This window comes from Microbispora rosea (genome assembly GCF_044460045.1).
Classification (GTDB): domain Bacteria; phylum Actinomycetota; class Actinomycetes; order Streptosporangiales; family Streptosporangiaceae; genus Microbispora; species Microbispora rosea.
Genome location: NZ_JBITJO010000005.1, coordinates 101,021 through 124,938 on the forward strand (window position 1 = coordinate 101,021; position 23,918 = coordinate 124,938).

20 protein-coding genes are annotated in these 23,918 nt (G+C 71.4%); 11 read left to right on the top strand and 9 right to left on the bottom strand.

The features are described 5' to 3' along the window. Positions 1 to 311 precede the first annotated feature (311 nt). Both ACIBK1_RS22390 and ACIBK1_RS22395 read left to right on the top strand, forming a co-directional pair. Complete coding sequence (locus tag ACIBK1_RS22390; RefSeq protein WP_030506126.1) at positions 312 to 1,091, top strand: electron transfer flavoprotein subunit beta/FixA family protein; 780 nt, start codon at positions 312 to 314, stop codon at positions 1,089 to 1,091. A gap of 10 nt (positions 1,092 to 1,101) precedes the next feature. After that, on the top strand, positions 1,102 to 2,055 hold the full coding sequence (locus tag ACIBK1_RS22395) for an electron transfer flavoprotein subunit alpha/FixB family protein (protein WP_030506125.1): 954 nt from the start codon (positions 1,102 to 1,104) through the stop codon (positions 2,053 to 2,055). Positions 2,056 to 2,146: 91 nt separating this feature from the next. Here ACIBK1_RS22395 and ACIBK1_RS22400 read toward each other — a convergent pair whose 3' ends face one another. From ACIBK1_RS22400 to ACIBK1_RS22410, 3 genes are all read right to left on the bottom strand, one after another. After that, positions 2,147 to 3,169, bottom strand: a complete 1,023-nt coding sequence (locus ACIBK1_RS22400) for a zinc-dependent alcohol dehydrogenase family protein (protein WP_396737407.1) — start codon at positions 3,167 to 3,169, stop codon at positions 2,147 to 2,149. Positions 3,170 to 3,317: 148 nt separating this feature from the next. Beyond that, positions 3,318 to 4,532, bottom strand: coding sequence for an MFS transporter (locus ACIBK1_RS22405; protein ID WP_051761305.1), 1,215 nt, complete (start codon positions 4,530 to 4,532; stop codon positions 3,318 to 3,320). A 138-nt stretch (positions 4,533 to 4,670) separates the two neighbouring features. Continuing rightward, positions 4,671 to 5,162, bottom strand: a complete 492-nt coding sequence (locus ACIBK1_RS22410) for a TetR/AcrR family transcriptional regulator (RefSeq protein WP_030506122.1) — start codon at positions 5,160 to 5,162, stop codon at positions 4,671 to 4,673. A gap of 102 nt (positions 5,163 to 5,264) precedes the next feature. On the opposite strand from ACIBK1_RS22410, the gene ACIBK1_RS22415 reads away from it, so the two are divergent. Next, complete coding sequence (locus tag ACIBK1_RS22415) at positions 5,265 to 6,419, top strand: aminotransferase class V-fold PLP-dependent enzyme (protein ID WP_396737410.1); 1,155 nt, start codon at positions 5,265 to 5,267, stop codon at positions 6,417 to 6,419. A 48-nt stretch (positions 6,420 to 6,467) separates the two neighbouring features. Here ACIBK1_RS22415 and ACIBK1_RS22420 read toward each other — a convergent pair whose 3' ends face one another. The 3 genes from ACIBK1_RS22420 to ACIBK1_RS22430 all read right to left on the bottom strand — a co-directional run bounded on the left by ACIBK1_RS22420 (position 6,468) and on the right by ACIBK1_RS22430 (position 9,122). Further along, entirely contained in the window at positions 6,468 to 7,034 is a 567-nt protein-coding gene (locus ACIBK1_RS22420; RefSeq protein ID WP_396737413.1) for a hemerythrin domain-containing protein, read from the bottom strand. Then, a complete protein-coding gene (locus tag ACIBK1_RS22425; protein ID WP_396737416.1) occupies positions 7,031 to 7,951 on the bottom strand; it encodes a Rieske 2Fe-2S domain-containing protein in 921 nt (306 codons plus the stop codon). Before ACIBK1_RS22425 ends, ACIBK1_RS22420 begins: the two co-directional genes overlap by 4 nt. 130 nt (positions 7,952 to 8,081) lie before the next feature. Continuing rightward, a complete protein-coding gene (locus tag ACIBK1_RS22430) occupies positions 8,082 to 9,122 on the bottom strand; it encodes a DUF695 domain-containing protein (protein ID WP_396737419.1) in 1,041 nt (346 codons plus the stop codon). A gap of 76 nt (positions 9,123 to 9,198) precedes the next feature. Here ACIBK1_RS22430 and mnmA point away from each other — a divergent pair, with 76 nt between their 5' ends. Further along, positions 9,199 to 10,284, top strand: coding sequence for a tRNA 2-thiouridine(34) synthase MnmA (gene mnmA, locus ACIBK1_RS22435; protein WP_030506117.1), 1,086 nt, complete (start codon positions 9,199 to 9,201; stop codon positions 10,282 to 10,284). A gap of 2 nt (positions 10,285 to 10,286) precedes the next feature. Here the strand turns inward: mnmA and ACIBK1_RS22440 are convergent, their stop codons facing one another. Further along, positions 10,287 to 10,916 (bottom strand): MBL fold metallo-hydrolase, encoded by a 630-nt coding sequence (locus ACIBK1_RS22440; protein WP_030506116.1) that lies wholly within the window; start codon positions 10,914 to 10,916, stop codon positions 10,287 to 10,289. A 19-nt stretch (positions 10,917 to 10,935) separates the two neighbouring features. Between ACIBK1_RS22440 and ACIBK1_RS22445 the strand changes: the two genes are divergently transcribed. The 3 genes from ACIBK1_RS22445 to ligA all read left to right on the top strand — a co-directional run bounded on the left by ACIBK1_RS22445 (position 10,936) and on the right by ligA (position 15,303). After that, positions 10,936 to 11,940 (top strand): methionine synthase, encoded by a 1,005-nt coding sequence (locus tag ACIBK1_RS22445; RefSeq protein WP_030506115.1) that lies wholly within the window; start codon positions 10,936 to 10,938, stop codon positions 11,938 to 11,940. A 168-nt stretch (positions 11,941 to 12,108) separates the two neighbouring features. After that, positions 12,109 to 12,606 (top strand): hypothetical protein, encoded by a 498-nt coding sequence (locus ACIBK1_RS22450; RefSeq protein WP_396737424.1) that lies wholly within the window; start codon positions 12,109 to 12,111, stop codon positions 12,604 to 12,606. Between the two features lie 504 nt (positions 12,607 to 13,110). After that, complete coding sequence (gene ligA, locus ACIBK1_RS22455; RefSeq protein ID WP_396738014.1) at positions 13,111 to 15,303, top strand: NAD-dependent DNA ligase LigA; 2,193 nt, start codon at positions 13,111 to 13,113, stop codon at positions 15,301 to 15,303. Between the two features lie 90 nt (positions 15,304 to 15,393). On the opposite strand, the gene ACIBK1_RS22460 is transcribed toward ligA, so the two are convergent. After that, entirely contained in the window at positions 15,394 to 16,827 is a 1,434-nt protein-coding gene (locus ACIBK1_RS22460; RefSeq protein ID WP_030506112.1) for an ATP-binding protein, read from the bottom strand. Positions 16,828 to 17,011: 184 nt separating this feature from the next. Between ACIBK1_RS22460 and ACIBK1_RS22465 the strand changes: the two genes are divergently transcribed. Further along, positions 17,012 to 17,899, top strand: a complete 888-nt coding sequence (locus ACIBK1_RS22465; RefSeq protein ID WP_396737427.1) for a PhzF family phenazine biosynthesis protein — start codon at positions 17,012 to 17,014, stop codon at positions 17,897 to 17,899. A 123-nt stretch (positions 17,900 to 18,022) separates the two neighbouring features. Here ACIBK1_RS22465 and ACIBK1_RS40615 read toward each other — a convergent pair whose 3' ends face one another. Beyond that, the gene (locus ACIBK1_RS40615; protein WP_156080755.1) at positions 18,023 to 19,444 is read right to left on the bottom strand and encodes a glycoside hydrolase family 6 protein; all 1,422 of its coding nucleotides are present in this window, start codon (positions 19,442 to 19,444) and stop codon (positions 18,023 to 18,025) included. A 360-nt stretch (positions 19,445 to 19,804) separates the two neighbouring features. Here ACIBK1_RS40615 and ACIBK1_RS22485 point away from each other — a divergent pair, with 360 nt between their 5' ends. From ACIBK1_RS22485 to gatA, 3 genes are all read left to right on the top strand, one after another. Beyond that, positions 19,805 to 21,874: a putative bifunctional diguanylate cyclase/phosphodiesterase gene (locus tag ACIBK1_RS22485; protein WP_036405228.1), complete on the top strand. Its 2,070-nt coding sequence runs from the start codon at positions 19,805 to 19,807 to the stop codon at positions 21,872 to 21,874. A gap of 245 nt (positions 21,875 to 22,119) precedes the next feature. After that, on the top strand, positions 22,120 to 22,419 hold the full coding sequence (gene gatC, locus ACIBK1_RS22490; RefSeq protein ID WP_030506108.1) for an Asp-tRNA(Asn)/Glu-tRNA(Gln) amidotransferase subunit GatC: 300 nt from the start codon (positions 22,120 to 22,122) through the stop codon (positions 22,417 to 22,419). Further along, a complete protein-coding gene (gatA, locus tag ACIBK1_RS22495) occupies positions 22,416 to 23,906 on the top strand; it encodes an Asp-tRNA(Asn)/Glu-tRNA(Gln) amidotransferase subunit GatA (RefSeq protein ID WP_357314183.1) in 1,491 nt (496 codons plus the stop codon). The genes gatC and gatA overlap by 4 nt, the downstream gene beginning before the upstream one ends. Positions 23,907 to 23,918: the final 12 nt, after the last annotated feature.

Here is a 23,918-nt window from a genome sequence, read left to right on the forward strand (position 1 = left end):
TGCGGGTGAGTCTCGGCCACGGGGGCCTCCGCGACGCCTCCGGAACATAGTTCGGTAGGGTGGCAGTGGGCGTGGCCGGGTTCTGGGTAATTCCTCAACCGAAGGACGCGGCCGTAAAAACCTGGAGGTTTGCACCTAAGCTACCGATGGGTAACATACGCCTTGGGGGACCAGGGTCAGCTCGACACCCGGGCCACCTGCACAGGCACGCCTGCGAGCACCTGGCAGTCTTGCATCACGTGCGCGTCCCCGCGCCACGTACCGAGAACCGCGGCGTCAGCCGTACGGAAAGGGGAGGTCGGCCACCGGCCATGAACATCGTCGTCTGCGTGAAGCAGGTCCCCGACACGGCGACCGAGCGCAAGCTGAGGTCCGATGACAAGACGCTCGACCGCGACGCCGCCGACGGCGTCGTGAACGAGCTCGACGAGTACGCGGTCGAGGAGGCGCTGCGGCTCAAGGAGGCCCATGGAGGCGAGGTCACCGTCCTCAGCATGGGCCCCGCCAAGGCGACCGAGACCATCCGCAAGGCCCTGGCGATGGGCGCCGACAAGGCGGTGCACCTGCACGACGACGCGCTGCACGGGTCGGACGCCCTCGGCACCTCCTACGCCATCTCACAGACCCTGAAGAAGATCGGCTTCGACCTGGTGATCCTCGGCTCGGAGTCGACCGACGCCCGCACCGGCATGCTCGCCGCGATGCTGGCCGAGCGGCTCGGCGCCCCGCAGCTCACGCTCGCCGGCAAGGTCGAGATCGAGGGCACGGCCATCCGGGTCGAGCGGATCACCGACTACGGCTACGACAAGGTCGAGGCGTCGCTGCCCGCCGTCGTGTCGGTGGTCGAGAAGATCAACGAGCCGCGTTACCCGTCGTTCAAGGGCATCATGGCCGCCAAGAAGAAGCCGGTCGAGACGCTCGGGGTCGCCGACGCGGAGATCGCGGCCGACCAGGTGGGCCTGGCGAACGCCTGGAGCGAGGTCGTGGACTTCGCCGCCGCCCCGCCGCGTGCCGCGGGCACCGTGATCAAGGATGAGGGCGACGGCGGAGCCAAGGCCGCCGAGTTCCTCGCGTCGAAGAAGTTCATCTGAGGGGCTTGGGATGAGTGAGATTCTGGTTCTCGTCGAGCACGTCGACGGTGACGTCAAGAAGGTCACCCTCGAACTGCTGACCCTGGCCCGGTCGCTGGGCACGCCGGCCGCCGTCTGGGCCGGCCCCGGCTACTCCGACGCCGCGAAGGCCAGGCTCGCCGAGTACGGCGCGGAGAAGATCTACGTGGTGACCGCCGACGAGATCGGCGACTACGTGGTGGCCCCCAAGGCCGAGGTGCTGGCGCACCTGGTGGCCGAGCGGTCCCCGGCCGCGGTCTTCGTCGCCGCGACCGGCGAGGGCAAGGAGATCGCCGGCCGCCTGGCGGTCAAGACGGACTCCGGTGTGATCTCGGACGCGGTGGGCGTCGGCGAGGGCTTCGTCGCCGAGCAGTCCATCTTCGGCGGCGGCGTCAACGTCCACAGCCGCGTGACCAAGGGCACGCCGATCATCACGGTCCGCCCGAACAGCACCGCCCCCGTCGCCGCGGCGGCGGCCGGTGCCGAGGAGAAGGTGGAGGTCGCGCTGTCGGACGCCGCCCGCGCGGCCAGGATCGTCGAGCGGGTCGTCCAGGAGAAGGGCGCCCGTCCGGAGCTGACCGAGGCCGCGATCGTGGTCTCCGGCGGCCGGGGCGTGGGCTCGGGCGAGAACTTCTCGATCATCGAGAAGCTCGCCGACGCCCTCGGCGCGGCCGTGGGCGCCTCGCGGGCCGCGACCGACGCCGGCTGGTATCCGCACCAGTTCCAGGTCGGGCAGACGGGCAAGACCGTCTCCCCGCAGCTCTACATCGCGGCCGGCATCTCCGGAGCCATCCAGCACCGGGCCGGCATGCAGACCTCCAAGACCATCGTCGTGATCAACAAGGACGCCGAGGCGCCCCTGTTCGAGATCGCCGACTTCGGTGTCGTGGGCGACCTGTTCCAGGTCGTCCCGCAGCTCACCGAGGAGGTCGAGAAGCGGAAGTGACGCGCCCGGCCCGTGCCGCGTGACCACGCGGCACGGGCCGGGAGGCGGGCGAACCGCTCGGCCGGGCCCCTGGCGGCCGCGTCGGCGGCTCTCAGGGGCGCAGCAGAACCTTGACGGCGCCGCGCTCGTCCATGGCCCGGTAGCCCTCGGCGGCCTCCTCCAGCGGCAGTTCGAGGTCGAAGACCTTGCCGGGGTTGATCGTGCGGTCCCAGATCAGGTCGATGAGGCCGAGGAGGAAGCGGCGCACCGGGGCCGGGCCGCCGTGCAGGTGCACGATGGAGTAGAACAGCTCCCCGCCGGGCAGCTCGACGTCGTGGGCGACCCCGACGTAGCCGACGTGCCCGCCGGGGCGGGCGGAGCGGATGGCCTGCATCATCGACTCCTGGGTGCCGACCGCTTCGATGACCGAGTGCGCGCCCAGACCGCCGGTCAGCTCCTTGATCCTGGCCACGCCCTCGTCGCCGCGTTCGGTGACGATGTCGGTGGCGCCGAACTCGACGGCGAGCTCCTGCCGGTCGGCGTGCCGGCTGAAGGCGACGATCCGCTCCGCGCCGAGCTGCTTGGCGGCCAGCACGCCGAGCAGGCCGACGGCGCCGTCGCCGACGACCGCGACGGTCTTGCCGGGTCCGGCCTCCGCTGCGACCGCGGCGAACCAGCCGGTGCCCAGCACGTCGGAGGCGGCCAGCAGATCCGGGATCAGGTCCGCCTCGGGCATGGCGGGGGTGGCGACCAGGGTGCCGTCGGCCAGCGGAACGCGGGCCCGCTGCGCCTGGGTGCCGATGGCGGCCATCGGCACGGCGTGCACGCAGCGGGACTGGTAGCCGGCCCGGCAGATCTCGCAGGTGTTGTCGGAGGCGAAGAACGAGCCGACCACGAACTGGCCGGGCTCGACCGACGTGACCTCGCCGCCGACCTCCTCGACGACGCCGACGTACTCGTGGCCCATCGGGACAGGACCGTCGTGCTCGTCCAGGCCGCGGTAGGGCCACAGGTCCGAGCCGCAGACGCAGGTCGCGGACAGCCGGATGATCGCATCGGTCGGGGCCAGGATCTTCGGATCCTCGCGCTGCTCCACCCGGACGTCCCCGGGGGCGTACATCACTACGGCTCGCATCTCATGTGCTCCTTGCGGGTGTTCTCCCAGCGGCCTCGCGCCTTCCGGCGGCGCGGAAAAGGCTCCCTGGCATCCCCAGTGCCCCCAGGGCCGGCGGCACGGCCGCCATCCGGGTAAAACACCGGCCAGGTGCGGGAGGCCGCGGGCGTCAGGCCGCCGCGCGGAGGCGGGCCTCCTCGTCCACCGGCCGGACCGGCAGCGGGATGATCTCCGTACGCGACGTGGGCAGCAGGCGTGCGGCGATGACGATCACGACGCCGAGGACGACCGCCACGCCCATCGCGACCCGCAGCGAGGCCGCGGTGGACAGGAAGCCGATGACCACGGGACCGAGCAGCAGGCCCGCGTAGCCCATCGCGCTCGCCTGCGCGATCGCCGGACCGGGCTCGCGCATCGCGGTCCCCGCCAGGGACAGCGCCATCGGCGAGATCGTCGCCACCGACAGCCCGATGAAGAACAGCCCGGCCACGGCGGCCACGGTCACCGGCGCGGCGATGACCGCGAGGAACGCGAGCGCGGTGGCGCCGCCGGAGAACATGATCAGCCCGCGGGCGCCGTAGCGGCCGCGCAGCCGGTCGCCGGCCAGCCGGGCGAGCAGCATGCCCGCCTCGAACACCGGGTAGCCGAGCGCGGCGACGGCCTCGGAGGCGTGCAGCGTGCCGATCAGGTAAAGGCCGTTCCAGTCGGCGACGACGCCCTCCACCATGAACGCGGCGAAGGTGACCGCGCCGAGCAGGTAGACGACCCCGGGCAGCCTGCGCCGGGCACGGGCCGAGGCCCGGCCCGCCTCGTCCGCCTCGGGCGCCGGGTCGGGCAGGTGCATACGGCTGAGGGCCAGCGCCGCCGGCACGGAAACCAGGGCGACGACCAGGATGTGGGCGGTGAGGGACAGGCCCAGGGCGATCGCCGCCGTGCCGAGCAGGCCCGCCGAGATCGCGCCGACGCACCATCCCGCGTGCATGCCGCTCATGATCGGCCGGCCGTACGCGCGCTCGACGGCCGAGCCCTGGGCGTTCATACCGACGTCGACCGCGCCGAAGGCCATGCCGAACAGCGCGGCGGCCAGAGCCAGCACGGGGAGGGACGGCGCGAACGCCACGAGGACCAGTGATGCCGCGCACAGGGGAGCGGCCGCGCGCAGGACGCCACGGCTGCCGATCCTGGCCAGGATGACGCGCATGAGCTGCATGGTGAGCAGCGCGCCGATCCCCCAGCTGAGCAGGGTGAGCCCGACCGACGACTCCGGCAGGTGGAGCCGGTCGGCCAGGGCGGGGAGGCGCACGGTGAAGGTTCCGCACATCAGGCCGGCCAGGACGAAGGTGAGGACTGCCCCGTGGCGGGCCTTCCTCAAAGCGCGGGTCATCACAGCTTCCTTTCCAGGTGAGTCAAGTGGGTTTCCGGGCCCGGATTTACGGGCAGACACCAGCAGGTCGCCCTTTCACGGCAGAGCCGGAAGGAAGGGCGACCACCAGGTGTAGGTCAGGGGTTCACAAGCAGCGCGCTACAACAGGGCGAGCAGCCTGGCGCGGATCACGGTGTAGTCGATGATCCCCGCACAGTGGGTGGCGACCTCCCAGACGCCCTCACAGGCCAGCCGTACGACCTGAGAGGTAGGGGGGTCGGGCTCGTCGTCCAGGCCCTGCCGCATCCAGCGGTCCATCGCCCCGCGCAGCGGCGCGAGCAGTTCGGGGTCGCCGGCCGCACCCGTGACCACGGCCCATCGTCGCAGCCGGCCGGTCTCCACGGCCTCGAACGTCGCGGCGACGTACGCCCGGGTGTAGGTGCTCTCCGACTGCGCCTCGATCAGCGCGTCGAAGTCGGCGATCAGGCGCTCGATCATGCCGTTGACGAGCGCGTCCTTGCTCGCGAAGTGATAGAGGAGACCGCCCTTGCTGACACCGGCGCGCTCGGCCACCGCCGCCAGGGTCAGGGCCTGGGCGCCCTGATCCTGCAGCAGGCCCTCGGCCGCGTCCAGCAGTTCGTCTCTCCTCATGCCGTTTACTGTACCGTCTGGACGGTTAAGTTGCGACACATGCCCGTGTTCTCCGCCCGCCCGGATACGCTTGGTGGGCTGAATACGTGTCTGGGAGGGGTCATGGGAGCTGCTTATCTGGACCATGCCTCGACCACACCGATGCTGCCTGAGGCGATCGAGGCGATGACCGCCCAGCTCGGACAGGTCGGCAACCCCTCGTCCCTGCACGCGGCGGGCCGCCGGGCCCGCCGGGTCGTCGAGGAGTCGCGCGAGACGATCGCCTGCGCGCTCGGCGCCCGCCCCAGCGAGGTCGTGTTCACGGCCGGCGGCACCGAGGCCGACAACCTCGCGATCAAGGGCCTGTTCTGGGCGAGGAGGCGGCCCAGGATCCTGATCAGCTCGGTCGAGCACCACGCCGCTCTCGACCCCGCCCACTGGCTCGGCGACAACCACGGCGCCCGGGTCGAACTGCTGGACGTGGACGAGCGGGGCCGGGTGCATCCGGAGACGCTGCGCGAGGCCATCGCCCGCGACCCCGACGACGTGGCGCTGGTGAGCGTCATGTGGGCCAACAACGAGGTGGGAACCGTGCAGCCGGTGCGCGTGCTGGCCGGCATCGCGCACGAATACGGCATTCCCTTCCACACCGACGCGGTGCAGGCGGTCGGCCAGCTTCCGGTGTCGTTCGCCGAGTCCGGCGTGGACGCCATGACCGTCTCCGGCCACAAGGTCGGCGGTCCCGTGGGCGTCGGGGCGCTGCTGCTGGCCCGGGGCGTCGACCCGGTGCCGGTCCTGCACGGCGGCGGGCAGGAGCGCGACATCCGCTCCGGCACCCTGGACGCGCCGGCCATCGCCGGGTTCGCGGCGGCGGTCGAGACGGCGGTCGCGCGACAGCCCGCCACGGCCGAGCGGCTGTCGGCGCTGCGCGACGACCTGATCGCGCGCGTACGGCTGGCCGTGCCCGACGTCGTGCTGAACGGCGACCCGGTGAACCGGCTGCCCGGCAACGCCCACTTCTCGTTCCCCGGATGCGAGGGGGACGCCCTGCTCATGCTCCTCGACGCCAAGGGGGTCGAGTGCTCCACGGGCTCGGCCTGCTCGGCCGGGGTCGCCCAGCCGTCCCACGTGCTGCTCGCCATGGGCCAGGACGGCGCGCGCGCCCGCGGCTCGCTGCGTTTCTCCCTCGGCCACACCTCGGTGGAGGAGGACGTCGACCGGGTCGCGGAGGTCATCGGGCACGTCGTCGAGCGCGCCCGGCGTGCCGGCCTGTCGTAACCCGCCCTGTTTGTCCTCTGTGTGTTTGTCCCTCGGTGTGTTCACCCTCTAGGGCGCGGCCGATCGGGCCGTACGGCGCAGCAGCGCCCGCTGCAGGCGGAGGAGCGTCCGGACGCGCCGCGACGAGCGCAGCCGTCTCAGGCGGGCCTGGAGCCGGTCGCCCAGGTCGACGAGCAGCTCCTCGTCGGCGAAGCGCTCGATCTCGGGGAACATATGCTGCTCCTCGTCCAGGTGGGCGTGCGACCTCAGCACGTCCCGCAACACCCCCAGCTCCCGGTCGAACCGCTCCGTGTGCGGGCCGGCGCACGTCAGCGCCGCGAGCTGGTCGCTGAGCTGGCGGTGCTCCGACCAGGCCGCCGCGATGGCCGGAGTGATGTCCCGCACGGCGGGATAGAAGATCTCCTCTTCGATCCGCTCGTGTATCCACAGCTCGTCGAACAGCTCGTCGGCGAGCGCGCGCCGCCGTCCGGGCTCCGAGCGCGGCGTCTCCGTCAGCTTCCGCATGAGGTCGCGCAGCACCTCGTGGTGCTCCACGAGCACCCGCGTCGCCTTCTTCGGCTCCTGCCGGGCGGGCGCCTCCCGCACGTGGGTGAGCGCGTGTGGTCTTCTCCTCATGGCCGCACCTCCTGCTGGCGCACCAGCGCGCTCCCGGGAGGCGCGGTGGCCGCGACGGGCGCGCGGCGCACCTCGATCCATCCGTCGCGTACGCGGGTCTGGAAACACGGCACCGGTGCGGTGGCCGGGCGGTTCAGACTCTCCCCGCTGGACAGCTCGAACCGGGAGCCGTGCCAGGGGCAGGTGAGGGCGCCGTCCCGGAGCCAGCCGTCGGACAGCGGGCCGCGCAGGTGCGGGCAGGCGTTCTCCAGGGCGTGGACGCGGCCGTCCGCGCGGACCAGGACGACGTCCACGTCGCCCGCCCGGACGCGACGGGGGCGGTCGTCGGTCAGGTCGCGATCGGCCAGCACGGGGGTGAAGCCGAGTGGTTCGTGCTGCCTGCCGCTTTGGTCGACCCCGATCCGGTGGCGGAAGACGAGCGTGCCGCCCAGGAAGCCGCTTGCCATGATCACGGGATAGCCGAGCAGGGCGGCGAGCCGTCCCCGCAGGTGGTGTCCCCGGCCCCGCTGCAGCCACGACCAGCCGTACAGGCCGAGGGCGAGCGTGTTGAGCGTGCCGTGGACCATGCCGATGCGCCGGGCGTTGTCATGCGTGTGCTGCCAGTCGTGCAGGCCGGTCGCCGCCGCGGCCAGCGCGCCGGCGATGCCGACTCCCACGGCCGTGCGCGCCGCCCGCCTCTGCCCGGTGAGGTCCAGGACCAGCGCCGCCGTCCAGGAGCCGATCGGGAGGTCGGTGAGCACCGGGTGGAGAGGGTGCCCCAGCCAGACGCCGTGCAGGAGGCCGCGGGCGCGGCCCCGGGTGACCCCGAGGAGGTTCTCGGCGAAGGCGAGGCCCTTTTCGAGCCGATGACCGGGCCGGTCGAGGCGACCGTCGCCTTCGATCGCGTTCAGCAACCGGTCCAGTGTGCGCTGAGCCATGTCCGACCCCAATCCCTCGCCGGATCGGCCCCGCAGCCTGCGGGAAACGGACGGAACGCGGGTGCTCGCCCGCGTGTTGCTCCTGCGACGTGCCCGTTCCGTATGTCGTGAAACGCGCCGAATATCCGGTTCAGGTCAGGAAGGGGGCCACCGCGCTCCACGAGGGGTCCTCGGCCACCTCGACGCGGGCGCGCCCCTCCTGCCATCCGTCGGCGACCTCCTCGACCACGGGCGGCACGGCCGCCGCGGGGTCGGCGTAGACGTGCAGCACCCGGCTGCGGTCGGCGCTCAGGTGGGCCACCAGGACGGCAGGGCCGAGCGCGGCCAGCCGGTCGTTCAGCCGCTCCTCGAAGTCGCGCAGCGCGTCCAGGGAGCCCCCCGTGGGCAGCCCGTCGCCGTCGGCCTCCCGGTAGGGCAGCGTGACGGCGATGTGCTGGTCGAACAGCGGGAAGTCCACCGGCCTGAGGGGATAGCGTGCGGCGGCGGTCAGCCGGCCGCCGGTGGCGGTGTGGCCTTCGAGGAGCGCCCACTGCTCCTCCTTGAACTCCTCCGCCACCTCGGCGACGACCGAGGGCAGGTGGATCGCGGGGAGTGCGTCGATCGGCTCGAACTCGGCGGCCACGATCTCGCCGACCCAGCGGGCCACCTCGTCCTCGCCCAGCAGCCAGTCGAGCGCGAGGAAGGCCGCCTCCGTCCGCGTGTCGTCGTCGACGTCGGGGAAGATCGGATGGAAGGCGGTGACGTCCACACGCGGCGAGCCGGGCGGCACCCGCAACGCCACCACCAGCCGGTCGAGCCCGAACTCCCGCCCGCCGACGTCGACCGCCAGATCCGCGGCCTGCGGGTTCGCCTGCCGCGACGGATAGAACTCCCACATCGCGTCCGCCGGCGGCGCGGCCAGGGCCCACCTGTGGGCGAACGGCCGCAGCTCCGGATCGTTCGACGCGCTGACGACCAGGGCGTTCACGGCCATGCGGCCGGGAGCGATCTCCCATACGAGGGACGGATGGAGGGCGTTGACGGCGGGGCCGATCATCTCGAACAGGGCCTCGGGGTCCTCCGCCTCGACGTGCGCGTCGATCTGGGGACGCGCCTCGTCCCACCAGGTCCAGAATGCCGCGATGGCCTCGGCGGGGTCGGCGGACTCGCTCTTGCGCCCGAACAGTCGCATGACCCCGCATCCTCCCAGCACGCCCGCCCCGATGCCAACGCAGGCGCGGCCCGGCGGGCGGTAACCTCGAACTGTTATGGGTCCCACACGAAAGCTTCGCGTCCTCGCCGCCATGTCCGGCGGGGTCGACTCCGCGGTGGCCGCCGCCCGGATCGCCGAGGCGGGGCACGACGTGACCGGCGTCCATCTGGCGCTGTCGTCCAACCCGCAGTCCTACCGCACCGGCGCACGCGGGTGCTGCACGCTTGAGGACGCCCGCGACGCGCGCCGCGCGGCCGACGTCATCGGCATCCCCTTCTACGTATGGGACATGGCGGAACGGTTCCATCGTGACGTGGTCGAGGACTTCGTCAGCGAGTACGCCGCGGGGCGCACCCCCAACCCCTGCCTGCGCTGCAACGAGAAGATCAAGTTCGAGGCGGTGCTCGACCGGGCGCTCGCGCTCGGCTTCGACGCCGTCGCCACCGGCCACCACGCGCGGCTGGAGGACGGCGTGCTGCGGCGCAGCGTCGACGACGCCAAGGACCAGTCGTACGTGCTGGGCGTGCTCACCCGCGAGCAGCTCGCGCACGCGATCTTCCCGCTGGGCGGCTCGACCAAGGCGCAGGTGCGCGAGGAGGCGGCGCGGCGCGGGCTGACCGTCGCCGACAAGCCCGACAGCCACGACATCTGCTTCATCGCCGACGGCGACACCCGGGCGTTCCTCGCCGATCGGCTCGGCGCGTCCGAGGGGCCGATCGTCGACGCGCTCACCGGCCAGGTAGTGGGCAGCCACCAGGGGGCGTACGGCTACACGGTCGGGCAGCGCAAGGGCCTGCACATCGACCGGCCGGCCTCCGACGGCAGGCCGCGCTACGTGCTGTCGATCGAGCCGGTGTCCAACACGGTCACGGTCGGTCCCCGCGCCTCCCTGGAGGTCCGCAGCATCGTGGGGGAGCGGCCGGTGTGGAACGGGCCGCGGCCCGAGCCGTACGAGCCGATCACCTGCACGGTCCAGCTGCGTGCCCACGGCGAGGTGTACGGCTGCCGCGCCCAGGTGTCCGGCGGCGAGCTGCACATCGAGCTCGACCGTCCGGCGACCGGCGTCGCGGCGGGCCAGGGCGCCGTCCTGTACGACGGCGACGTCGTCATCGGCTCCGCCACGATCGCCTCGGCCGTCTGAGGTCAGACCTCGACCGACTCGCCGACGGGGATCCGGCGGAAGTCGGCCTTCTGCTTCCCGGCCTCCATGCCGAGCCAGTTGTCGATCAGCGTCGCGCCGATGTCGTTGACCAGCCCGTCGTGGGTCGAGTACGCCCGCGCGGGCCGGACGTAGCGCAGGTACATGAGCATCTCCGCACCCTTGAGCCACGGCGCGTTGGTCGGCACCAGCAGCGTGGGCACGTCGCGCCCGGGCGGCGTGAGGGCGTCACCGGGGTAGAACACCTCGTCGTCCACGAAGAACCCGACATTCTGCACCGGCGGGACGTCGGGCAGGTTGAGCGCGTGCCACTCGCCGACCGCCCGCACGTCGAAACCGGCGGTGCCGAAGGCGTCCCCGTGGTTGACGACCTGCACCCTCGCCGGGATCTCGCCGAGCTGGTTCGCGACGGCCTGGCAGGTGTAGACCTCCAGGTCCGGGCTCGCGTTCTTGAGCAGATTCGCGTCCACGTGGTCGAAGTGCTCGTGGGTGATGAGCACGGCGTCCGCGCCGTCGAGGAGGCCCTCGCCGCTGAACGCGCCGGGGTCGATGACGAGCGTCCGCCCGTCCTTCTCCAGACGCCAGCACGCGTGACCGAGTTTGGTGAGTTTCATAGTCCATAAGCTAGTCACCGTGAGCGACTATCCGTGGAGCGAGGCCACAGCCACCGGCGTGGGGTCCTACCCGGGCGAGGACCATCTGGAGGCGGTCAGGACTGCCTTCGGCGAACTGCCCATGCCCTACCTGCCCGAGCTGCCCGCCCGGGGGGTGGGCGCCGACATGATCGGCCGTACGGCGTCGCTGCTGGTCGAGCTGCCCGTGGAGGTGCAGCCGTCCGGCTGGCGGCTCGCCGACCGGCCGGGACGGGACTTCAAGCGGGCCAGAGACCATCTCACCCGCGACCTCGACGGCCTGGAGGAGGTCTCCCAGGACTACGCGGGACCGCTCAAGATCCAGGCATGCGGGCCGTGGACGCTCGCCGGGGCCATCGAGCTCCGGCACGGTGACAAGGTGCTCTCCGACGCGGGAGCCGTACGCGACCTGACCGAGTCGCTGGCCGAGGGGCTCGCGCAGCACGTGGCGGAGGTCCGGCGCCGGGTGCCGGGAGCCGACCTCGTCGTCCAGATCGACGAGCCGGGCCTGCCTGGGGTGCTGGCGGGCACGGTGCCGACCGCGTCCGGCTTCGGGCGGCTGCCCGCCGTCGAGTCCCCGATCGCGGCCGAGCGGCTGAAGACCGTGCTGTCCGCGATCGAGCCCGCCTTCCCGGTCGTCCACTGCTGCGCGCCGGGCGTGCCGTACGAGGTGATCCGCACGGCGGGCGCGCGGGGCGCGTCGGTGGACGCGGCGCTGCTGCGCCGCCGCGACGAGGACGAGCTGGGCGAGACGATCGAGAAGGGGCTCGCGCTGTTCCTCGGCGTCGTGCCGGGCACCGACACCCGGCTGCCGGACGTCGGCGTGGTGGCCAAGCCGGCGGTCGAGCTGTGGCGGCGGCTCGGCTTCCCGCCCGCCCGGCTCGCCGAGCAGGTCGTGCTCACCCCCGCCTGCGGCCTGGCCGGGGCCTCGCCCAGGTACGCCAGGGCGGCGCTGGCCCGGTGCCGTGAGGCGGCCAGGGTGCTGCGCGAGGACCCCGGCGAGTGAGGCCGTCCGGAGCGAGGCCGTCCGGAGTGAGGCTGTTCTGAGCAAGGCTGCCGGGATGGGGCCGCCGCCGGCGATCCAAGCGGCCTCCCAGCTCATCCTCAAGTGATTCACAAGCCTTGCCGCCTATCTCTTGACGTGCTGGAAGTTCAGACGTTCAGGAGAAAGACCATGCGAAGCGCCGCGCGCGTTCTGCTCCCTCTCGCCGCCGCCGGGCTGTCCGCCGCTCTGGCGGCGGGTCTCGCCGCGGCTCCCGCGGCGGCCTCGGTCTCGTCCGCGTCGCCGGTGGCCTCGGTGGCCTCGGTGGTCTCGCCTGCGTCGGTCGCGTCGGCCGCGGAGACGTGGAAGTGGGGGCCGACGGCGTCCTCCGACACCAAGGGCTGGGCGAACGGGTACGTCCGGTCGGGATCGTCGGGGCTGCGCATCGTCGGCGACCTCTATGACGCGGGCGGAGCCAGGACCTGCTCGTGGGTGAAGATCAAGTGGCTGACCGACCGCGGGAAGTACCGCACGGCCGCCTACCGCAACTGCTCCCAGTCCACCCCGCGGACGTTCACCGTGAACGCCGGGTACATGCTGCTGGCCAAGGCCATGGTCTGCCGGGGCGGCACGACCCGGATCACCGGCAAGTGCTCTCGCTGGGAACGGGTCTGGACCCAGGGAGGATGACCCTCGGGCCGGTCCCTCCCCATCCACGGCGACCGGCCCGAGATACACCCGGACAAAAGGGAATGAAAGTGGGCCGCAAGCGGTCTACCGTAATTCTCGATCGCTCCTGAACGAGGGGCCGCGGGGTCTGGAGCGGCCCTCTCGCCGAGCGGTCCGGCGGGAGTCGCCCACGTCCTCGGCGCGGCTCCCGCCCCTGTCCTTCGCGAACTGTCGGTCGCCGGAGATACGGTTGCCCTGGGTGTCTGACGAGGGGAGACGGGCGACGTGACCGACAGGGCTGACGAGGCCGGCGGGCTCGACGGTGCCGTGCCCGGGGACGCGGCGAACGGGCACGCGGAGGCCGTGAGCGAGGTCGAAAGCGTGACGGGCGCCGCAGGGACCGACGGGAGCGCCGCCACCGGAGAAGCCACCGCCGAGGAGGCACAGAGCGCCGGCGGAGGAGTGCAGAGCGCCGGCGGAGGAGTGCAGAGCGCCGGCGGAGGAGTGCAGAGCGCCGGCGGAGGAGTGCAGAGCGCCGACGGAGAGGCGCAGGGCGCGCCGGCCGAGGCGCGGGAGCGGCACGCCGAGCTCACGGAGCTGCTCGAGGACGCCAACTGGCGCTACTACGTGCTCGACTCGCCCACGGTGAGCGACGCGGAATACGACGGCTGGATGCGGGAGATCCTCGCGCTGGAGGAGGCGCATCCCGACCTGCGCACACCGGACTCGCCCACGCAGAAGGTGGGAGCGCCGATCTCCACGGAGTTCGCCCCCGTCACCCATCTCCAGCGTTTGGAAAGCCTCGACAACGCCTTCAACGACGCCGACCTCGCCGGCTGGCAGACCAGGGCCGAGCGGCTGATCGAGGCCGATCCCGGGCCCTACCTGTGCGAGCTGAAGATCGACGGCCTGGCCGTGGCACTCGTGTACGAGAAGGGCCGCCTCGTCCGGGGCGCGACCCGGGGCGACGGGCGCACCGGAGACGACATCACCCCCAACATCCGCACGCTCGACGACGTGCCGCATCGGCTCGACGGCGACGACGTGCCCGATCTGCTCGAGGTGCGCGGAGAGGTCTTCCTGCCGGTCGAGGGCTTCAAGAAGCTCAACGAGCAGCTCATGGACGCGGGCAAGCCGCCGTTCGCGAATCCGCGCAACTCGGCCGCGGGCTCGCTGCGGCAGAAGGACCCGCGCGTCACCGCGCAGCGGCCGCTGCGGATGATCGTCCACGGTGTCGGCAAATGGGAGGGCGGCGGTCCGCTGCCCGCCACCCAGTCGGCCGTCTACGAGCGGCTGCGTGAGTTCGGACTCCCGGTCAGCGACCGCTACAAGGTGGTCAACGGCCTCGACGAGATCCGCGAATTCGTCTCCTACTACAACGACCACCGCCACGACCCGGAGTACGAGATCGACGGTGTGGTGGTCAAGGTCGACCGCATCCCGGTGCAGCGGCAGCTCGGCTCGACCAGCCGGGCCCCACGCTGGGCGATCGCGTTCAAGTATCCGCCGGAGGAGGTCACGACCAAGCTCCTCGACATCCAGGTCGGCGTGGGCAGGACGGGCCGGGTCACGCCGTTCGGCGTGATGAAGCCGGTGGTGGTGGCCGGGTCGACCGTGGAGCGCGCGACGCTGCACAACGCCTCCGAGGTGGCGCGCAAGGGCGTGCTCATCGGCGACACCGTGGTGTTGCGTAAGGCGGGCGACGTCATCCCCGAGATCGTCGGTCCGGTGGTGGACCTGCGGCAGGGCGGCGAGCGGGAGTTCGTCATGCCCACGCACTGCCCGGAATGCGGCACCGAACTGGCCTACGAGCGGGAGGGCGACGCCGACCTGCGCTGCCCGAACGCCCGCTCCTGCCCCGCGCAACTGCGTGAGCGCATCTTCTTCGCGGCCGGGCGCAACGCGTTCGACATCGACGGGCTGGGCTACGTCGCGGCGACCGCGCTGACCCAGCCGCTGCCGCCGCAGGAGCCGCCGGTCCGCACGGAGGCCGACCTGTTCGACCTGACCATCGAGAAGCTGCTGCCGATCAGGTCGGTGGTCCGCGACCCCGAGACCGGCCTGCCGAAGACCGATCCGGAGACCGGCGAACCGAAGGTCGTCTCGTTCTTCGCCAACATCTCCGGCGAGCCGAGCAAGAACGCCGAGCTGATCCTGCAACAGTTGAAGGAGAAGAAGGACCAGCCGCTGTGGCGGGTGCTCGTGGCGCTGACGATCCGGCACATCGGGCCGCCCACGGCCCGCGCGCTGGCCGGGGAGTTCCGCTCGATCGACGCCATCGCCAAGGCGTCCGAGGAGGAACTGGCGGCGGTGGAGGGCATCGGCCCGCGGGTCGCCGCGACGATCAAAGAGTGGTTCGCGGTCGACTGGCACCAGGAGATCATCGACAGGTGGCGGGCCGCCGGGGTCCGGATGGCCGACGAGTCGCCCGCAGACGAGGGGCCGCGTCCGCTGGAAGGGCTCACCTTCGTCGTCACCGGGACGCTGACCGACTTCAGCCGCGACGAGGCCGGCGAGGCCATCGGCGTCAGGGGCGGCAAGGTCACCTCGTCGGTGTCGAAGAAGACGAGTTTCCTGGTGGTGGGAGACAACCCGGGTTCGAAGTACGACAAGGCGGTCAAGGCCGGCGTCCCGATCCTCAACGAGGAAGGCTTCCACGTCCTCCTCGACGAGGGCCCCGACGCGGCCCGCGCCGTCGCCGTCACCCGCGAGGAGTGACCCCGGCCGCTCAACCGGCCGGTTCACCCCACGGCCCGCGTAATCGCGGCGTCTCCGGTCCCGTCGGAGCCCGGGAAGACGCCGGCGCCGTCAGTGCCAGGCGGCCAGCAGATCTTCGGGACCCCAGTGCGCGGCGAGCGGCAGGCCGTCGTCGACACCGGAGCGGGAAACGGCTACCAGCGGGGTCCCGGTGTCTGCGCCCGGAACGGCGAGCATGTCGCGCACCAGGCTTTCGTACTCATGGCGGCCGAACGACCCGTTCTCCAGCCACTTGATCGAGCCGAGGAACTGGACGTGCCGCGCGACCGGCTCGCGGTCGGCCCCGACGAGATCGATCTCGGGGTTGTTCTGCCGGTTCCACCATCCGCCGATGGCGTCGGTCTCGGGCCATCGGTCGTCAGGAAGAAGCCGCGACAGTGCCTGACGAACGACAGGCTCGACGGCGCGGCCACGCCAGGAGGTCCAGGAGCGTTCGATGGTGGCCAGGACACGTTCGCCCCGGCCACGCTCGACCAGGGGGATGCCGCGGTCGAGGAAGGCGAGCCAGAAGCGCAGATACGGATCGGCGATGCGATAGCGCTTGTTCTTCGTGTCCGGCTTGGTGGACAGCGGGGTGTCGACGGCCAGCACCCGCTTGCCGATAAGGGTGGACAGCAGAGGGGAAAGAGTGCCGGAGGCCAGGGGGGAGGCGCCACCCGCCTCGGTGGCGATGGCGGAAAACGTGCGCTCCCCGCTACCCACCGCGGACAGGATCGCACGTGAGTGGGAGGTCTCGGGGAACTCCCCGAGCAATGACAGCTCACCGGCCATCAGCAGCGCGGACAGCGGATTACTCAACGACTCCCGCAGGTAGTCGACGCGGTTCATTCCTGGCTGCCATGCCTGGACCACCTCGGGGAAACCCCCGGTGATCAGAAAGGCGTCGATGGCGTCGGCGGCGTCCAGTCCGGTCATGACGGCCACATCCGCAGGGTGGAGCGGCTGGACGGTCATCTTCGCGGCGCGACCGAAGAAGGGGCGGTCATAGGACTGCAACGCCTCCATCACCGACAGATCACTGCCGACCAGGATGAGCAGCACCGGCTTGGCGGACAGATGCCGATCCCAGACCGTCTGCAACGCCCCTTCGAACTCGCGGTCCTGTTCCACCAGCCACGGCACCTCGTCGATCACCGCGATGCTCGGCGTCTGGTCGGGCACGGCCACCGCCAGAGCACGGAGTGCCTGGTTCCAGTCTCCGGCCTGCACCCCGGCGATCAATTCGGCACCCGGCAGCGCGGACTGCGCGAGCATGCCGACGAAGTCGGCGCGCTCGGCCACCGGGTTACGGCCTCTGGTGGCCTGGAAGACCACATACGGCACGCCGGCGCGGTCGCAGAACTCCTGAACCAGTCGCGATTTTCCGACCCGGCGTCGACCGGTCATGATCACAGCGCGCCCGCGAGTGCCGCCCGATCCCTCCGTGACCTGCCGCAACTGTCGATCAAGTAGCTCAAGATCGGCGGCTCTCCCCTTGAATTCCATTGATCACCTCGATCATACGTAGAACCAATCTTACGTAGGTGCGATCTTACTTTGTTGGCAGCCGGGAGGCGACCGGCGGATGGGGTCCGAAAGTGGTGGTGTCCCGCCTCCAAGGCCTGGGCATCGCCGAACGACCGGCCTTGCCTCCGGGAACAGCGGTATCTCCTGTGCCGTTCCATGGGACATGTCGACTTCTGCCATTCCGATAACCCCGGTCCTGCACTACGCGGCTTTCACCACCGATCCCGACGGCGGCAACCTGGCCGGAGTGGTGCTCGACGCCGCCGGGCTGGATGAGGCGGCCATGCTCGCCATCGCCGCCGAGGCAGGCCATCCGGAGACGGCCTTCCTCAGCGCGCCTTCGTCGCAACCCGCCGAGAACGGCCGGACTTTCACCGTCCGATATTTCAGCCCGAAGATGGAGGTGCCGTTCTGCGGGCACGCCACGGTGGCATCGGCGGTCGCGCTCGCGGAACGGATCGGCCCGGGTGACCTGGTCTTCGAGACGCAGGCCGGAGCCGTACCGGTCACGGTGGTGGCGGATGACAGCGGCGTGCTGTGGGCGACCCTGACCAGCGTGGAGCCGTACGTCGAGCCGGTCGGCGACCTCGACGTGGCGCAGGCGCTCGACGCGCTGAAGTGGCGGCTCGACGAACTCGATCCCGGACTGCCCCCGCGGATCGCCTTCGCGGGATCGCGCCATCTCGTCCTGGCCGCCGCGACGCGCGAGCGCCTCGCCGATCTGAACTACGACTTCTCCCGGCTCGCGCAGTACATGACCGACCGGGATCTCATCACCCTGCAACTGGTGTGGCGAGAGTCGGCGGACACCTTCCAGGTGCGTGATCCGTTCCCCGTGGGTGGAATCGTGGAGGACCCGGCCACCGGGGCGGCCGCAGCTGCTCTGGGGGCGTACCTGCGGGACCTCGGCGAGGCCGGTCCCACTGCGGTGCTGACCCTGCACCAGGGCGTCGACATGGGACGGCCGGGCCGGCTGCGGGTGGAACTACGGGACGGGGATACCAAGGTCCGGGTGTCCGGCGCGGCGGTCCGTGTCATGGCCGGCGGCTGATCAGGCTGCCCATCTGAGCCGCACGCGTTACCGGTCGGTCGCCATGCCGGTCTTCCGTAGTGAAAACGGCGTGCCGTACGGGTGGGGAGGCCCGTACGGCACGCCTGGACTATGCGGTGGGGATCAGCTGGTGGTGCAGACCAGGGGGGACGGCGTGGACGGGGTCCCGCTGGAGCTGCCGAGGAAGCCGAACGTGGCGTTCCCGCCAGGGGCGATGTTGCCGTTCCAGCTCAGGTTCGAGGCCGTGATGCTGCCGCTGCTGCCGGTCAGGTTGGCGTTCCACGACTGGGTGATGGACTGCCCGCTGGGCATCGTCCACTTCACGGTCCAGTTGTTGATCGCCGAGTTGCCCGCGCTGGTCACGGTGACCTCACCCTGGAAGCCGCCCTGCCACGAGCTGACGACCTTGTAGACCGCCGTACAGCCCCGGTCGCCGGTGAAGGTCGGAGAGGCCGACGGGGACGGCGACGGCGACGCGGAGGGCGAGGCCGACGGAGACGGGGACGGGGACCTCGTCGGCGACGGAGAGGGAGACGGGGACGGCGAGGGGGACCTCGTCGGCGACGGAGACGGCGACGGCGAGGGGGTGTACGGGGCGGCGATCGCCAGGTCGTAGGCCCGCTGCGGCACGAACTGGCCCGCGGGCGCGATGCAGCCGTCGGACTCGCCCGGAGGCTTGACCCACAGGTACGCGGCGATCGCCGAGTCACCGGTGTTCGTCGTGCTCCAGGTGCCGGTGGCGCGGCCGGCCGGGTCACACCACTCGCTGCCCGCAGGGCCGTTGCCGTTGCGGCTGGTGTCGACCACGGCCTTCAGCCCGGACACCCCGGTGGCCGAGAGGACGCTCTTGGCGTAGGAGACCAGGCCCGAGGTGAAGCGGTAGTTGGAGACGTTGACCGAGATGCCGTCCGCGCTGTTGGCGACGTCGGCGCCGCGCAGCCGGTTGGCCATGTCGGAGGCGCCCACCCAGGCGTCGTGACCCGCGTCGAAGAAGACCTTGACGTTCGAGGAGGTGGCCTTGAACTTCTTCCCGGCGTACGCCATGGAGGCCTGGACCTCGGCCTGCTGGGAGGAGTTCATGCAGTTCGGCATGATCGACAGGGCGTCGGGCTCAAGGATGATGTAGGCGGGCCGCCCGCCGAGACCCGCGGCGACCTGGTCGATCCAGGCGCGGTACGACGAGTGGTCGGGCGCGCCGCCCGCGCTCGCGCCGCCGCAGTCGCGGTTCGGCATCTCGTACACGACCATGATCGGGATCTTGCCGGCGGAGGCGGCGGCTCCGACGTACGCGTCGACCTGGCTGCGCACGGTCGAGGGGTTGTAGCTGGCGAACCACCGGCCCTGCGGGACGGCGGCGATGCGGTCCCTGATCACCGCGGCCTTGCTGTCACCGGGGTTGGCGGCCACCCATTTGGCCGCGTTCGTCGTCGGGTCCACGTAGAAGGCGGAGTCGGCGGCCTGCGCGGCCGAGGAGGCGAGCACAGACGCTCCCACCGCGGCCGTGGCGACCACTGCGAGCACAGCCGCCGTCAATCTGCGAGACATGGAAATCTCCGTCCGGTAATGTGGGAGCGCTCCCACAGTTCTCTCGGATCGTATGGAGCCAGTGCTGGTCCAAGAAGGGCCACGCGGAGTTTGTCTGGGCGGTCAACCTAATAGGCGCAGGCGGGCGGGGGATCGGTCCTGTGGACCAGTTGAAACTTTCACCGCAACTCCGGTCAGACCGTGATATCTCCAGAAATCATGGTGACGGAGTGTGCCCAAGCGGTTTCGCGAAGTGGCCCAGAGGCCGTACCCTCCCATAGTGACCTCTTGGGGGGTTTCTTACCGATGACGCTTTCACGCGGTCTCATGCCGCTCGCCGGGGTACCTCGAGTCCTCCTGCCCGCCGTCGACCTGGGCGAAATGTCCACGCCCGTCGACACTCGGGACACCGGACCGCGCCCTGGCTCGCCCCTGTGGGCCTACCTCACGGCGGTCACCGCCGTCGGCGGCACCGCGCTGGCGATCGCGCAGGTACGGCTCGGCTTCGGCGAGCTGGGCGAGCTGGCCCGCACTCCGCTGTTCTGGATGCTGACCGTCCTGGTGGTGCTGGGCGAACTGCGCCCGGTCATGTTCAGCTCCTCGACGCTCGTCGGGGGCACGCCGGCCTCCACGATGTTCACCTTCGCGGTGGTGATGTACCAGGGTCTGCCGACGGCGGCGCTGATGCAGGCGGTCGCCGTGGTGGTCAGCGGACTGGTGCACCGCAGGGCCTGGCATCGGGTGCTGTTCAACCTCGCCCAGGTGACCCTGGCCTGCACGGCGGCCGCGGCGGCCTTCGCCGCGTTCGGCGCGCATCCGGCGCCCTTCGCCCCCTGGACGCCCGACGGCGGGGACATCCCGGCCATCGCGCTGGCCGCGGGGGCGTACTTCGCGGTCCGCGCGATCCTGGTCTGCCAGGCGGTGGCGCTGCACGAGCGCCGGCCCCTGGGCCGGGTGATGAAGGCGTCGATCGGCCCGCAGGCCCTCGTCTACGGTGCGTTGCTCGGGCTCGCGCCGCTCGTCGTGGTCGTGATGGCGCACTCCACGGCTTTGGTGCCCCTCTTCGTCGCGCCGCTGACCGCGGTCTACTTCACCGCGACGCTCTCGCTGCGCCGCGACCACCAGGCCACCCACGACGGGCTCACCGGCCTGCCGAACCGCAAGATGCTCATCCTGCGCACCGAGGAGGCCCTGGCCGAGGCGCGCGAGCACGAGCGGGTGGGGCTGCTCCTGCTCGACCTCGACCGTTTCAAGGAGGTCAACGACACGCTCGGCCACCCCGTCGGCGACCGGCTGCTGCAGATCGTGGCCCACCGGCTCACACACAGCGTGCGGCCGGGCGACGTGGTCGCCCGGCTCGGCGGGGACGAGTTCGCGGTGCTGCTGCCGTCGATCAGGGACGCCCACGCGGCCAGGGAGGTCGCCTCGCGGCTGCGGGTCGCGCTGACCGAGCCGGTACGTCTTGAGGGCATGACCTTCGATCTCGACGCGTCGATCGGCATCGCGCTCTATCCGGACCACGCGCCGGACTTCGAACTGCTCATGCAGCGCTCCGACGTGGCGATGTACCTCGCCAAGGAGGGCCGCACCGGCGTCGAGTTCTACCTGCCGGGCAAGGACCGCAACTCGCCGGAACGGCTCAGCCTGCTCGGCGACCTGCGCCGGGCGATCGACGCCGACGAGCTGGAGCTCCACTATCAGCCCAAGGTGAGCCTGGACGACGGCAGGGTCGAGAGCGTCGAGGCGCTGCTGCGCTGGTGGCACCCGGTGCGCGGGCCGATCTCCCCCGCCGAGTTCATCCCGCTGGCCGAGCAGTCGTATCTGATGCGCGAGCTCACCCAGCACGTCATCGGCCACGCGCTGCGGCAGGCGGCCCGCTGGTGGCACGCGGGCCTCGACGTGCCGGTCTCGGTCAACGTGTCCGCCCGCGACCTGCTGGACTCGAGCCTGCCCGAGCAGCTGGAGTCCGGGCTGGAGAAGCTGGACCTGCCTCCCGAGGCCATCCGGCTGGAGGTCACCGAGCGCATCCTCATGACCGATCAGGCCTACAGCGCCGACACGATCCGCACCCTGGCCGGTCTCGGCATCCAGCTGGCCCTCGACGATTTCGGCACCGGCTACTCCTCGCTGGTCCGGCTCCAGCGGCTTCCGGTCTCCGAGGTCAAGATCGACGCGTCGTTCGTACGGCGGCTCGGAGAGTCGCCGGACGACGAGCGGATCGTCCGCTCGATCATCGATCTCGTACGGTCCCTCGGGCTGAGGTCGGTCGCCGAGGGGGTCGAGTCGCCGGAGGTCGCGACGCTGCTGCGCGAGATGGGCTGCCACGCGGGCCAGGGATGGTGGCTGGCCAAGCCCATGCCCGCGAGCGAGACGACCACGTGGTTGCGCGGCCGGCTCAGCGCGGCCTTCCGGGAGCGCGAGAACGGCGGCGCCCGTCTCACGCCGCACTGATCAGCCGTACCCGGCGGCCCGATCGATCTGCCGCGCCGTGTCGTAGCGCTGGGCCGTCCTGCTGGGCCGTCCTGCTGGGCGCCGCCGGCGCCGCGCCGCACGCGCTGGGGCCCCGCAGCGCATCGGCCACGCTGCAGGAGTCGCATTAAGACCATGTGACGCGGCGTCGTCGGGTCGGCCGCGCTCGGCGACGAGCCCTAGGATGGGAAGGTCCAATCTCCATCATGAAACGGGTTCGACGACTCATGTCCGCCATAACCCGCGATGAGGTCGCTCACCTCGCCCGGCTGTCCCGGCTGGCACTGGCCGACGACGAGCTCGACCACTTCGCCGCCCAGCTCGACCAGATCGTCGGCGCCGTCGCCCGCGTCGCGGAGGTGGCGGCCGACGACATCCCGCCGTCCTCGCACGCGCTTCCGCTGACCAACGTGTTCCGGCCCGACGACGTACGGCCCGGCCTCACGCCCGAAGGCGCCCTGTCCGGCGCGCCCGCCGTGGAGGACGACCGCTTCCGCGTGCCGCGGATCCTCGGGGAGGAAGAATGAGCCTGATTCGCAAGACCGCCGCCGAGCTCGGCGCGCTGGTCGCCTCCCGAGAGGTCACCGCCGTCGAGGTCACCCAGGCCCATCTCGACCGGATCGCCGAGGTCGACGGCCGGGTCAACGCCTTCCTGCACGTGGACGCCGAGTCCGCGCTGGCGCAGGCGCGCTCGATCGACGAGCGCATCGCCGCCGGTGAGACGCTCGGGCCGCTCGCCGGGGTGCCGATCGCGCACAAGGACGTGTTCACCACGACCGGCATGCCGACGACCGCCGGCTCGAAGATCCTCGAAGGCTGGCGCCCGCCGTACGACGCGACCGTGACCCGCCGCCTGCGCGAGGCCGGCCTGGTGATCCTCGGCAAGACCAACCTGGACGAGTTCGCCATGGGGTCGTCCACGGAGAACTCCGCGTACGGCCCGACGCACAACCCCTGGGACCTCGACAGGATCCCTGGTGGTTCTTCCGGGGGTTCGTCGGCCGCGGTGTCCGCCTACGAGGCGCCGCTGTCCACCGGCACCGACACCGGCGGCTCGATCCGCCAGCCCGCCGCGGTGACCGGCATCGTCGGCATGAAGCCGACGTACGGCGGCTCGTCGCGCTACGGGCTGATCGCGTTCGCGTCCTCGCTCGACACGCCCGGTCCGTTCGCGCGCAACGTGCTCGACGCGGCGCTGCTGCACGAGGCCTTCTCCGGTCACGACCCGCTCGACTCGACCTCGATCGACGCGCCGGTTCCGCCGGTCGTCGAGGCCGCGCGGCACGCCGACGTGGCGGGCATGCGGGTCGGCGTGGTCAAGGAGTTCGGCGGGGAGGGCTACCAGCCCGGCGTCCTCGCCCGGTTCAACGAGGCCGTCGAACTGCTGGAGTCCCTCGGGGCCAAGGTCGTCGAGGTCTCCTGCCCGACCTTCTCCTACGCGCTGCCCGCGTACTACCTGATCGCGCCGTCGGAGTGCTCGTCCAACCTGGCCCGCTTCGACGCCATGCGGTACGGCCTGCGCGTCGGCGACGACGGCACCCGCAGCGCCGAGGAGGTCATGGCCCTGACCCGGGCGGCCGGTTTCGGGCCCGAGGTCAAGCGGCGCATCATGCTCGGCACCTACGCCCTGTCGTCCGGCTACTACGACGCCTACTACGGGCAGGCCCAGAAGGTCCGCACGCTGATCATGCGCGACTTCGAGGCGGCGTTCCATCAGGTGGACGTGCTGGTCTCGCCGACCACGCCGACCACCGCGTTCCCGATCGGGGAGCGGGCCGACGACCCGATGGCGATGTACCTCGCCGACCTGTGCACGATCCCGACCAACCTGGCCGGCAACGCGGCGATCTCGGTGCCGTGCGGCCTGGCCGACGAGGACGGCCTGCCGGTCGGACTGCAGGTCATGGCCCCGGTCCTGGCCGACGACCGCTGCTATCGGGTCGGCGCCGCCGTGGAGAAGGCCTTCGAGAGCCGGTGGGGCGGCTCGCTGCTGTCCCGCGCGCCCGCGCTCTAGTCGCCGAGAGGA